At 61.6% G+C, this 11728-nt stretch carries 13 protein-coding genes; 7 read left to right on the top strand and 6 right to left on the bottom strand.

The features are described 5' to 3' along the window. The first annotated feature begins 435 nt into the window (after positions 1 to 435). From ACTJLF_RS34035 to ACTJLF_RS34065, 7 genes are all read left to right on the top strand, one after another. Entirely contained in the window at positions 436 to 1338 is a 903-nt protein-coding gene (locus ACTJLF_RS34035; RefSeq protein WP_440884826.1) for a LysR family transcriptional regulator, read from the top strand. Between the two features lie 168 nt (positions 1339 to 1506). Beyond that, positions 1507 to 2448 carry a Bug family tripartite tricarboxylate transporter substrate binding protein gene (locus ACTJLF_RS34040; RefSeq protein WP_440884834.1) on the top strand — a complete coding sequence of 314 codons (942 nt, stop codon included), beginning with the start codon at positions 1507 to 1509 and terminating at the stop codon, positions 2446 to 2448. A 101-nt stretch (positions 2449 to 2549) separates the two neighbouring features. Next, the gene (locus ACTJLF_RS34045) at positions 2550 to 3236 is read left to right on the top strand and encodes an RraA family protein (RefSeq protein ID WP_019657275.1); all 687 of its coding nucleotides are present in this window, start codon (positions 2550 to 2552) and stop codon (positions 3234 to 3236) included. After that, positions 3233 to 4159: a hydroxyacid dehydrogenase gene (locus ACTJLF_RS34050; RefSeq protein WP_440884827.1), complete on the top strand. Its 927-nt coding sequence runs from the start codon at positions 3233 to 3235 to the stop codon at positions 4157 to 4159. The genes ACTJLF_RS34045 and ACTJLF_RS34050 overlap by 4 nt, the downstream gene beginning before the upstream one ends. A gap of 10 nt (positions 4160 to 4169) precedes the next feature. After that, positions 4170 to 5231, top strand: a complete 1062-nt coding sequence (locus ACTJLF_RS34055) for a cyclase family protein (protein WP_440884828.1) — start codon at positions 4170 to 4172, stop codon at positions 5229 to 5231. A 90-nt stretch (positions 5232 to 5321) separates the two neighbouring features. Beyond that, complete coding sequence (locus ACTJLF_RS34060) at positions 5322 to 6290, top strand: Bug family tripartite tricarboxylate transporter substrate binding protein (protein WP_440884829.1); 969 nt, start codon at positions 5322 to 5324, stop codon at positions 6288 to 6290. Positions 6291 to 6317: 27 nt separating this feature from the next. After that, positions 6318 to 7301, top strand: a complete 984-nt coding sequence (locus ACTJLF_RS34065; RefSeq protein ID WP_440884830.1) for a Bug family tripartite tricarboxylate transporter substrate binding protein — start codon at positions 6318 to 6320, stop codon at positions 7299 to 7301. Between the two features lie 215 nt (positions 7302 to 7516). Here ACTJLF_RS34065 and ACTJLF_RS34070 read toward each other — a convergent pair whose 3' ends face one another. The 6 genes from ACTJLF_RS34070 to ACTJLF_RS34095 form a co-directional block, all read right to left on the bottom strand. Next, complete coding sequence (locus ACTJLF_RS34070) at positions 7517 to 7909, bottom strand: hypothetical protein (RefSeq protein WP_132797453.1); 393 nt, start codon at positions 7907 to 7909, stop codon at positions 7517 to 7519. 456 nt (positions 7910 to 8365) lie between these two features. Beyond that, positions 8366 to 8623, bottom strand: coding sequence for a hypothetical protein (locus tag ACTJLF_RS34075; RefSeq protein ID WP_132797449.1), 258 nt, complete (start codon positions 8621 to 8623; stop codon positions 8366 to 8368). Positions 8624 to 8730: 107 nt separating this feature from the next. After that, positions 8731 to 9246, bottom strand: a complete 516-nt coding sequence (locus ACTJLF_RS34080; protein WP_132797448.1) for a hypothetical protein — start codon at positions 9244 to 9246, stop codon at positions 8731 to 8733. 58 nt (positions 9247 to 9304) lie between these two features. Continuing rightward, positions 9305 to 9697 (bottom strand): hypothetical protein, encoded by a 393-nt coding sequence (locus ACTJLF_RS34085; RefSeq protein ID WP_440884831.1) that lies wholly within the window; start codon positions 9695 to 9697, stop codon positions 9305 to 9307. A 517-nt stretch (positions 9698 to 10214) separates the two neighbouring features. Next, positions 10215 to 10697 (bottom strand): hypothetical protein, encoded by a 483-nt coding sequence (locus tag ACTJLF_RS34090; protein ID WP_440884832.1) that lies wholly within the window; start codon positions 10695 to 10697, stop codon positions 10215 to 10217. Between the two features lie 206 nt (positions 10698 to 10903). After that, positions 10904 to 11344 (bottom strand): hypothetical protein, encoded by a 441-nt coding sequence (locus tag ACTJLF_RS34095; protein ID WP_440884833.1) that lies wholly within the window; start codon positions 11342 to 11344, stop codon positions 10904 to 10906. Positions 11345 to 11728 lie beyond the last annotated feature (384 nt).

The following is an 11728-nucleotide window of genomic DNA, read 5'->3' on the forward strand; positions in this document are numbered from 1 at the left end:
GGCTGCTGGCGCAGCACAGGGAATTCCGGCTGCTCGGCTCCTATCCCCGACGGTATTGAGCGTGGGACGCTGCGCTCGCTCCAGGGACGCCGGTCCAGAGCGAGCATGTGGCGAGTGCAAAACGCGGAGGCCGCGAATTCTGTCCCTTCGGCGGAATTTCGAGGCGGCCGAGGAAGCCCGCGGCATCCTGCGGGAGAAATTTCGGAATGCTCGGCCGCGTGCCGATCCGACTTGAAGCGGCCATGAGCGGATCTTGAGCCGGCTCGGCGTGGCGCTCGAATACAGGCGCCGGACCGCAAGAAGCGGCGCCGGGAAATGCCGCGTCGCGGCTAGACTTTCGCGAGGTGCAGGCAGCCGGCCGCCTGGCGCATGGCCATCGTGCGCGCCTCGAGTGCGGCTTGCCCTCGGATGTCAAAGCCAACTGAAAGGGAACCCGTGGACCTGCGGGATTTGAGGTACTTCGAAGTCATTGCTGAGCTTGAGCACATGGGGCGTGCGGCCGAGCGCCTGCACAAGACCCAACCGGCCCTGACGAGCTGCGTGCGTCGGCTGGAGGAGGCGTATGGCGCGACGCTGTTCGAAAAGACCGGACGCGGCATCCGGTTGACCACGGCGGGACGAGCGCTGCTGAGGTGGGCCCAGCGCACCCGATTCGACGTCGAAAGTGCTCGCCGCGAGATCGGCGACATCGGCCAGGGGCTCTCCGGCCAGGTCAAGCTTGGCATCGTGCCCACCGCGGCGCAGTTCCTGTTGCCTCCTGCTGCGCGGGACCTGCTGAAGGAGGCGCCTGGCGTGACCGTGCGAACGACGGTGGCGCTGGGCGACGTCCTTGCCCCGCTGCTGCGCAGCGGCGATATCGACCTCCTCGTCGGCACGGAAGGCCCGAGCGAACCGGGCTTCACCACGCGCCTGCTGGCCGAGGACCAGCTCGTCGTGGCCGCGATCGCGAACCACGAGTTGTTCTCGAAGACCAAGGTCACGCTGCGCGACCTCGCGAACTACAAGTGGGTATTGCAGCCGCAGGGGGCGCCGATCCGTGACTGGCTCGACCAGACCTTCGACCGGCATCACCTGCCGCGTCCCGTCGTTCAGGTGGAAAGCACCATGCTTCTGATGCTGCCCGCGTTGATCGGCGAGACGGGCCTGCTGAGCTTCATCTCTCGCCTGCATCTGCAGGAGGGCAGTTCGGGAGCGAGGTTGCGCGAGGTGAAGCTGCGCGGCACCACGATGCGGCGTCGAATGGTGGTGACGTTCCGGGAAAGCGGCTACGTCTCGCCGGCTGCCCAGCGGCTGATTGCACTGCTGGCCAGGCACGCCCGGCTGCCTGCGGCCGAATAGGCAAAGTCAGATTTATCGATTCCAAGAAAAGTTCGATTGGACCGAATGAAGGGGGCGGCGAATACTCCAGTTCCATAGAGGTGCGCCTGACGCACACAACACTGGAGACATCAAGTGAACTCGTTGCACAACGTCCGCGCTCTTCGCGCATTCGCCTTCACCGCCGGCATGCTGGCCGTTGCGTTCGCTTCTGGCGCCATCGCGGCAGAGACGTATCCTGCCCGTCCCATCAAGCTCATCGTGCCGTTTCCTCCTGGCGGAGGTCCCGACCTGATTGCACGGGAAGTCGCAACGACGGTCACAACGCAGCAGGGCTGGACCATCATCATCGACAACAAGCCCGGCTCGGGCGGGAACATCGGCATGGACGCAGCCGCCAAGGCGGCGCCCGACGGCTACACGCTCGTGATGGGGCAGACGTCGAACATGGCCATCAATCCATCGCTGTATGCCAAGCTGCCCTACAACCCGCAGAAGGACCTGACCCCGGTGGGGCTGGTCGCGAGTGCCCCGTTGGTCATCGCGGTGGCCAGCAACTCGCCCTACAAGACGCTCGCGGACCTCATGAATGCCGCCAAGGCGAATCCGGATGGCATTAACTACGCGAGCTCGGGAAGCGGCACGGTCGCGCACCTGGCGACGGAACAACTCCAGCGCATCGCCAACGTCAAGCTGACGCACGTCCCCTACAAGGGCGCGGCGCAGGGCGTCACCGACCTGATCGGCGGCCAGATCCAGATGTACATCTCGTCGGTGGTCACGCTGAGCGGCCACATCAGGAACGGGAAGATGCGCGCCCTCGCCGTGACCTCTGCCAAGCGTTCTGCCGATCTGCCGAACGTCCCGACGGTCGCGGAGGCTGGGTACAAGGGCTTCGAGGCTGTGACCTGGTTCGGCATCGCCGCCCCTGCCGGCGTGTCCAAGGACGCTGTCGGCAAGCTCAACGCCGCCTTCAACAAGGCACTCGAGACTCCCGACGTCAGGAAGAAGCTCACCGAGCAAGGTGCCGATGTACTGGGCGGCCCCTCCGAGCAGTTTGCCGCCCTGGTGCGCGACGAGACGGTCCGCTGGGCCAAGGTCGTCAAGGAATCCGGCGCGAAGGTCGACTGACCTTCCTCTCTCTTCTTTCCCTTTTCATCTTTTCTCCCGAGACGGCTCTGCGTGTGCAGGGTCGGGGCCAATCTCACCCTTCTTTTTTTGGAATCCGAACCATGAGCAACGTACCCGACATCATCCGTGACTTCGACCGCGTGCCCGCGAACGTCGTGAAGGAGGCATCGACCTTTCAGCCCGCCATCCTGGCGGACGTCGCCGGACGGCGCGGCGCGATGCATGGACGCATCAAGGCCTTGCGTCCGAACATGAAAGTCGCTGGCACTGCCTTCACGGTGGAGGTTCGTCCCGGCGACAACCTCATGATTCATGCAGCCATGGCCATGGCAAAGCCGGGTGACGTGCTCGTCATCGACGGCAAGGGAGACCAGACGGCGGCGCTGATGGGAACCATCATGATGACCGCCTGCAAGAAGCTCGGCATTGCCGGCGTGGTCATCGATGGCGCCGCCCGCGACAGCCTGGAAATCGAGGAAATGGACTTCCCCGTCTTCTCCGTGGGAACCAACCCCAACGGTCCGACCAAGATGGTGCCCGGCCGTATCGGCCACCCCGTGTCGGTCGGCGGCGTCATCGTGAACCCCGGAGACTTCGTCATCGGCGACGCCGACGGGGTGGTGGTCGTGGAGCGCGAGAAGATCGAAGGGCTGCTGCCCAGCGCTGCCAAGAAAGTCAAGGACGAGGCGGCTCGCATCGAGGCCATCAAGGGCGGCGACACGAATGCCAAGTGGTTGGTGTCCGCACTGCGCGCCGCGGGTGTGCTCAAGGAAGGGGAAGTGCTGTGAGCACCATCGTCATCACGGCCGAAGCGATTGCGCCCAGCGCCGTCGCACTGCTGCAAGGCCATGAGCTCGTCTACACCGGCAAGACGCCCACGCCGGAAGACATCGTCGCCCTGTGCAAGCAGCACAACCCGGCGGCGATGATCGTGCGATACGGCAAGGTCGGCGCGGCTGCGATGGATGCGGCGCCCGCTCTGCGCGTCATCTCCAAGCATGGGTCGGGCACCGACAACATCGACAAGGCAGCGGCCAAGGAACGCGGTATCGAGGTGGTCGCAGCCGTGGGGGCCAACGCCAACGCAGTCGCCGAACATGCATTCGCCTTGCTTCTGGCCTGTGCCAAGTCGATTCCAGCCGTCGATGCCCGGATGCACGCCGGTCACTGGGAGAAAGCCTCTCACTCCAGCCTCGAACTCTCCGGTCGTACGGTGGGCATCGTGGGTCTGGGAGCCATCGGCCGTCGTTTCGCTCGGATGGCGGAGGGCTTCGGAATGAAGGTCGTCGCGTTCGACCCGTTCGCCAAGGATGTGCCCGACCACGTGACGCTGGTCGACCTGGAGGAGTTGTTCGCTCGATCCGACGTCATCTCGCTGCACTGCCCCCTGACGGAGGACAACCAGGGGCTGCTCAACGCGAACACGCTCGCGCGTTGCAAGCCTGGAGTCATCATCGTGAACACGGCACGCGGCGCTCTGATCGACGAGGCGGCGCTTCTGGATTCCGTGCGCACCGGACACGTCCGCGCAGCGGGCCTGGACAGCTTCGCCGTGGAGCCCATGGCGCCCGGCCATCCATTCCAGTCCCAACGCGGCTTGGTGTTGAGCCCCCACGTCGGTTCGGTGACTTCGGACGCGTACATCAACATGGGCGAATCGGCTGCCAGGAACGCGCTCGCCGTGCTCGCCAGGCAGGCTGAAGCGGCCTGAGGAGCGTTCCATGCAGCGATGGAAGCACGCTCCCGAAGGCAGCACCTGGGGCGAATTCGGAGCCGACGACCAGCGAGGCCGGATGAACCTGGTCGACCGTTCGAAGGTTCTTCAGGGCGTGGCCGAAGTGAAGCTCGGGAAGACCTTCTGTCTGTCGCTGCCTCTGGACGTGCCCGGCGGAATGAAGATGAATCCCCGGCGGATGCCGGCGCAGACCTTCTCGACCCTGCGCGATGGCAAGAGCGCCGGTGCACAGGGTTTCTGCTGGTCGTACCTCGACGAGGACACGACGCTGACCGATGTGGTCTGCGACGAAGTGCTGGTCATGAATACGCAGTATTCGACCCAATGGGACAGCCTCGCGCACATGGGCAGTCGCTTCGATGCGGACGGCGACGGCCAGCCCGAAGCCGTCTTCTACAACGGCTTTCGCGCCGGCGTGGAAATTCGCTCCTCCAAGGAGGACGAGGGGGCGCCTGTCGACTGGATGCGCTTTCCGGCGCCTCGCGCAGAGGCATTGGGCATCGAGAACCTGGCCGAACACGGCGTTCAAGGGCGCGGCGTCATGGTCGACCTTGAACACCACGTCGGGCGTCGCCGCGAAGCCATCGGCTACGAGCGTCTCATGCGCATCCTCGAGCAAGACCGCGTCGAGATCGAGGCTGGGGACATGGTGTGCATCCACACCGGATTCGCCGACACGCTGCTTGCGATGAATCGCCAACCGGATCTCAAGAAGCTTCACGAGACGGGCAGCGGACTGGATGGCAACGACGCCAGGCTGCTGAACTGGATCGTCGATGTGCGTCTTGCATGCCTCCTGGCCGACAACCCCGCGGTGGAACTGGTGGCGCCCCGCCTGACGCAGCCCACGCCAATTCGGGGTCCACGGCTGCCGCTGCACGAGCACTGCCTGTTCAAGAACGGCATTCATCTTGGGGAGTTGTGGCATCTCACACCGTTGGCGAAATGGCTTCGAGAGCATGGACGCTCTCGCTTCCTGCTGACTGCTCCTCCCTTGCGCCTGCCGGGCGCCGTAGGGTCCCCTGCGACCCCTATCGCGACCGTGTAACCCGCACGCTCGCACAGACGGCCTCGCGGACCGAGGGGCCGCGTGGGAAGCCGCAGCCTCTGACCAATACCCTTTTTACTGGAGACAAAAATGAAGCAATGGATGAAGCCCGCCCTGACCGCAGCCGCAATTGCGCTTGGCCTGGTCGGCGCTGCGCACGCGCAATGGCCCGACAAGCCCATCAAGCTGGTCGTGCCCTACCCGGCAGGCGGCGCAGCAGACAACACGGCGCGTATCCTGGCGCAGTACCTCGGCGAGCGGCTCAAGCAGCAAATCATCGTCGACAACCGCCCGGGGGCGAGCGGGACGATCGGCGCCTCGTACGTGGCAAAGGCACCTGCCGATGGCTACACGCTGCTCCTGGACGCAACGTCGTACACGGTGAATCCGAGCCTCTTCCCCAAGCTCAACTATGACCCCGCGAAGGAACTCGCCCCGGTCTCGCTCATCATGCAGGTTCCACTGCTCATGGTCGTGCCCGCCAACTCCCCGTATGCCTCGGTTGCGGATGTAGTGAAAGCAGCGAAGGCCACTCCGGGAAAGCTCACTTATGCGTCCGCCGGCAGCGGCGGCGCCCAGCACCTGGCGGCGGAGTTGTTCTCCCAGAACGAGAAGATCTCGATGACGCACATTCCGTACAAGGGTGGCGCGCCGGCACTGACGGACCTGATCGGCGGACAGGTCGACCTGATGTTCAGCGCGACCACAGCGAGCGGAGCGTTCGTGAGGGGCGGCAAGCTCAAGCCGCTGGCCATCACGTCGTCCAAGCGGCAGGAAGGCTGGCCCCAGGTTCCGACTGTCGGAGAGAGCGGCCTCAAGGGTTTCGAAGTGAACGAATGGAACGGCCTGTTCGCGCCGGCGGGCACGCCTCGTCCCATCCTCGATCGCCTCGAAACCGAGACTCGCGCCGTCGTTGCAGACAAGGCGGTGGCAAGTCGCTTCGCCGAGATGGGGGTTCAAGGCGTGGGCTCAAGTTCCAAGGACTTTGCGGCATTCGTGAAGTCGGAGACCACCAAGTGGGCTGGCGTCATCAAGGCCGGCAACATCAAGGTCGATTGATTCGCAGCGCACAGAGTGGAGAGATACATGTCGAAAGCACCCTCACTGGCGCCGATTCTGGGGCTTGCCCTTGTGGCCGCCCTGGCCGTCAACGTCTCGGCTCACGCCGCCGACACCTATCCGAACAAGGCGGTCAAGGTCGTCGTTCCCTATCCTCCCGGTGGCGCGGTGGACCAGGTCACACGCCGCGTCGCGCAGAAGCTCACCGAGCAAACCGGACAGAGCTTTTTCATCGACAACAAGGCGGGAGGAACCGGCACCATCGGCATCGGTCAAGTCGTGCGGTCGGCACCGGATGGCTACACCCTGGTGGCGAACGATCTGACCTATTCCATCCTGCCGTACGTATTCAAGAAGCTGCCGTGGGACCATGACCACGACCTGGTTCCCATCGCAGCATTCAACTTCGCCCCGGTGGCTGTGGTCGTGGCAAGCGATTCGAAGTTCAAGACGCTGGCAGACCTCGTCGCGTATGCGAAGGCCAATCCCGGCAAACTGAACTACGGCACCGGTGGCTCCGGAACCATGCCGCACTTCGGAACCGAGGCGTTGAAGCGTGCGGCGGGCTTCGAGGCCACGCACGTCCCTTTCAAGGGCAACGGTGAAGCCACGATGGCGCTGCTGGGAAACCAGATCGACTTCCAGTTGGCATCGACGGCGGGTGTCATCAGCCAGGTCAAAGGAGGCAGGGTCCGCCTTCTGGCGATCAGCGGCGCCAAACGCCTGAATGCACTGCCCGACGTGCCGACCTTCGCCGAGGCCGGATTCAAAGGCTACAGCGTCGTGAACTTCACGGGCCTATGGACCCCGAAGGGCACGCCTGCGCCAGTCGTCGCCAAGCTTCAGAAAGAGATCGTGGCGGCAATGGCGAGCAAGGACGTCCAGGAATTCGCCGAGAGCATCGGCTCGGTTCCGAACGTTCTGAGCGGCGATGAGTTCACCAAACTGCTGCGAGAGAACTCGCGGCTTTGGGGGCAAGTCGCCGAATCGGCCCAGATCGAGAAGCAGTGACGACGGCGGGGGAGGCGTGTTCTTCCTGGGGCTGATCAGGTCGAGAATGCCCCTCGCGCGGATGCCGAGATGAGCAGTTGCTGGAGGGCTGCTTTCGATGTGAGCTGAACTTCCGCCTAGGGCCCAAAGCGGCTGTAAGCATTGCTTCAAAGCGGCCACTTAGGAAACATCCGGACCGGCTTTGGCTTGCTTCTCCGATCTCGTGGGTGCTCCCCTTATGACAGCAGGATCTGGCGCGAAGATCTCAACTCATAGAAGCGACTCGAACCACCTTCTACCTGGGCCCGCATTTGAACCTTTGCCGATAGTTCATACGTCCCACTGATTAGTTCACTCGGTCCATCCTGATCCTCCAGCACATTGGCGGCCAGAACCAGTTCCCTTCCCGGCGGGACGACGAACTCCGCCCCGGGAAGGAAGCTGGAAATGTTTTGGGTGTACCCCGCGCAAATACCGTCGTCGTCACTATTAACGAGAAGACATGCCGTGACGTGGATAGGGCCATGCAGCACAACTGCCCTTTCGAACTTCAATTGATAAAGAAACGGCAGTGACAACCCACCCGACGTGTATGAAAAATCCGGCAAAAGCGCGATCGACAGTTTCATGATTCGATTGTTGGCATCAGACCAGATACTCAATCGCTGCAGCAGCGAAGGACTGCTCTTGGCCGAATCGGGCCGGCATCAAAGAAGCGGGCTGCTGACAGTCGGTGAATCAACTGGTCTGAGTTACATAGCCAGAGATCCAGTTGTCCTCATCGAGACGGTACTCACTGATATGAAAGCCTTCGCCCGCGCCAATACCGGCATAGGATGGGTCGACGACGTTGGGACGATCTCGAAATCCCGGAGCACTCGCCAACCTCTTAACGGCCGCATGAGCGCTTTGGAGCGACCTATAGACTCCGATTAGTTTTACGTCCTCCTCTTCCTGCGGCAGAAGCAGGTGAACGTGCTGAACGATAAAGACGCTATTCATTGGGAGCAGGGCACGTATGTCTGGTTCTGGCCGCTTTTAGCCCGCCGAACTCGATGACGCTGGCACACAGGCGATTGAGATGGTCATTCCTCTTGAGCCGGTTGAACGCAGTCGCGTGGAATCCCGAAGGAATGTCCGCTGTAGCGTGTGGCGTCGGCGTGGTCAAAGGTCGTCCCAAAGCCTACCCACAAGTAGCCGTGCCGGTCGATTTCTCGAACCACGAAGACTTGGCCGATGCACGCTCGCATTTCTGCCTGCTCGGCCGCTGGCAAGTCATGCACCAGCCACTCGGGCATCTCAATCAGCTTAACGCTGTCTCCTACGGACACGTCTCGATTCATTGCAACACTCTCTGGACATCGTGGGCAGACGTCCGCTCCTGGCCGAACTGTGCCACACGACCGGCATTCCTCCTGCGGCCTGAACCAGCGGTCCGGCACATGCAGATTCAGTCAATGTCGGAAACGCAAAGCACCCACCACAGGTTCCGCGGGCTCTGCCAGACCACGTATGCAGAGGAGAGGGTCGACGTTCGCGTCAACTCGCACCAATCGAGGCTGTCGAAACGGTATGCGAGCAGGTCTGAGAACGGAGCGGGGAACATGGCGTCCAGGGCCTGGACGACAAGCCTCCGGGCATCCTCCACAGTCAGCCCGGCAGTCGCCCGGTGACATCCCCCGTCAAGAACAACCGACACCAATGAGCCCTCGAACTCGAACCGATTCAGAACTGAGAAGGGTCCGAACTCTCGCTCAACATGCCCGAGTGGTGTCTGAGTCGCAAGGTCGCTGAAGCGCTCCAGAAATTCGGCCAGCCGCTGAGCGTCATCGCGACCCCGGATGGAGGGCTTTGGCTTTAAAAACTTCGAAACGACCTCGCCACATTGAGACAGCACCCCAAGAAGCTTGATGAGAGGTTCCTTTTCCATCCGGAACTCGTCGGCTGACGCAAATTGCATCGACATTCCTGTTCTTCAGTCTTGGGGGCGTGGTCGAACGTCTGGTGTTGGCCGTGTGCTGCCTTCATGGAACATATGCGGCAAGCTCCTCCACGAGCTTGTCCGCATCGTGCAGGCCATCCAGCATCAGCGGCGGCGCGCCCGCGAGAACCAATTTTATGGGCTCGAATTTTGACGCCTGCTCGACCGACTGCAGTTGGTCGAGTTTGATGCGTTGCTCACCGACTGCAGACCGGTAGACGAGCTGATGCGCGAGAACTTCCACTTCAATATGCCGCGCTGCCGCGACCTTGAGGACATGGAATTGATTGAGCTTCCGGTGGTAGACCGCGGCGACAACGAAAGCTGCGGCGCCGATGAGTACCGCCGGGAGGCCGAATTGCCATATCGCTACAGCACAGATCCCGGAAGCAATCGCGTAGCCATAGAAAATCTTTGAGTTGCGTTCGCTTTCCAAGCGGCTCAAATAGGCCGTACTCAACCGATAAATCACTTGTTAACCCTCTTGACGACCTATCTTAGCCGTGCGCTTCCAGCGAAGAAGCTGGACAACCGGGACGGATGTCTGCTGCTGGCCGGAAGCTGGCTACCGAGGTTGAGTCTCGAACTCCAACAGTTCGATGTTTGAACCCACAGGAACCTCGGCATCCGCAAGCCCGACAAATGTAATCGTGGCCGGCGCGTCCATGGGCGTCACGGCTGCTACGGATGCGAAATGCTGGGTCACTGAGCCATCTGGCAACGTCAGTTCGACACGCAGGCGGACCGCCTCACGATGAGGCCGCGGTCGAGGCATCGGAAATGACGAGACAGCGTTTGCCAGCACGACGTATGGACAGTCCAACGTCGCTGCCAGCGACGAACGGCCCCCGCGTAGTGGTATTAGTTCGGAAGCGATGACTCGGAATTGGACCGGCATGATGAGTGACTGGTTCTGGCCGACTGCAGTTGTTTCATCCAACGAGCGTAGAGGCCTACTTGCGGATTTCGTTTGACATGCCGAAGGGAATGTAGTCCTTGCTCATGACCACCTTCAGCGCCTCCCTCTCCGACTCTGACATGGGCGCAGCAGACTTGATGTTGATCTGCTCGGTGAGTTGAGCGTTGCATGCCAAGGTCACTTCGTCTCCAACTGCCGTTCCGGGCGGTCGAGGGCGATTGAATACGTCCATCGCAACCATCGCTACCAACTCCCTTGAGAAGTCCGGAACCTCCGGATTCGCCATCGCCTTGTCGAGCCCCAAACGAAGTTCCTCCAGACTCATACCCGCAGACCTCTTTTCATCGGCGGCACTCGCAAATCGACCCAATTCAGTGCAGATGCTCCCGCGGGACAGCATTGCTACCGACAAGGCCGACTCTGCTGCGAACAGACTGCGGAAATCTTGTGCTGCCACCTGCGGCAGGAAACAAGCGGGGACGAGAAGCAAAGCGGCTTGAGTGATTCTGCTGATCATTTCTTCTGGGTAGCACGGCTACGCGTCGTGCGCGTCTGCTATTGGCCGAATGTAGCTGGACAGGTCGCCTGCGCAAAGGGCCCAAAGCTGCCTTTCAAGTTCAACTTAGGTAGCGCAGGCCAAGAACATTCAGCATCGCTGAGATTTGACAGCTTCAACGCTTCATAGAGGCGCTACATGCTCAAAGTTCATTTCCGTCTCGGCTCTCAAACCACTTTTCGTGATCCTGCAGGTGACAGTGCATGAAGTTCTCGAAGTCGCCGTCGCGTAGATATATGTCGGAGGGATCGAACTCCTGTGTACTCCCTCTCAAATTCCTCGGAGGTCGCGTACAGGGCACCAAGATAGAGATCGTCGGCCCAGACAATCTCGTGATTCGACCGACCAGGCGCGATGTGAAGGAAGTAGAAGTGGCAATACTGCTGATCGGAAATAAAGGGCACCAGAAAGCCGTCGCTGATCGGGCATCTGGCAGGGTCTTTTCTGATATCAAAGTATCCGCCATTCACGCTCCTGAATTTCCCCCACATCTGCGCCGTTTGCATGAATAACAGGAAGTCGCTAGGAAGAACCAACTCCAGTCGCGCGCATGCCGTCTCAAGACGGGCCAAGTCGGATGGCATGGCGCTGGCGCGTTGCAGCCCCATGTGGATCTCATGCGATGGTCGGCCCTCCAACCATGAGAACGGTGGTCCTTGCGTTGAGCTCAACCTTCTGTTGGGGCGCATGCCAGTCTTGAAAGGGGTTGGCTCGCCGGGTTGCTGCTTCGGACGGGGATCGGTCAAGGTACGGTTTTCCTGGTTGGATGGCATGGTCGCCAGGAGCGGTCCGCACGGTACTTCTAGCGCGGGAGGCTTGCTCTGGCGGCAAGGTGCCGATTACATCCGGCACATCAACATTAACGAATCTCTTGATCAGACTCTCCGCGTGACGCTCGGACTTGATGTCATTCATAAACGGTTGCGAATGTCTAGTTCTGGCCGACTGTAGCCGGTCGCGACAGCATCGTGAACGGGCCCAAACCGGCTGTG

The sequence above is a fragment of the Variovorax sp. 22077 genome, assembly GCF_052044195.1.
In the GTDB taxonomy this organism is placed as follows: Bacteria; Pseudomonadota; Gammaproteobacteria; order Burkholderiales; family Burkholderiaceae_C; genus Variovorax; species Variovorax atrisoli.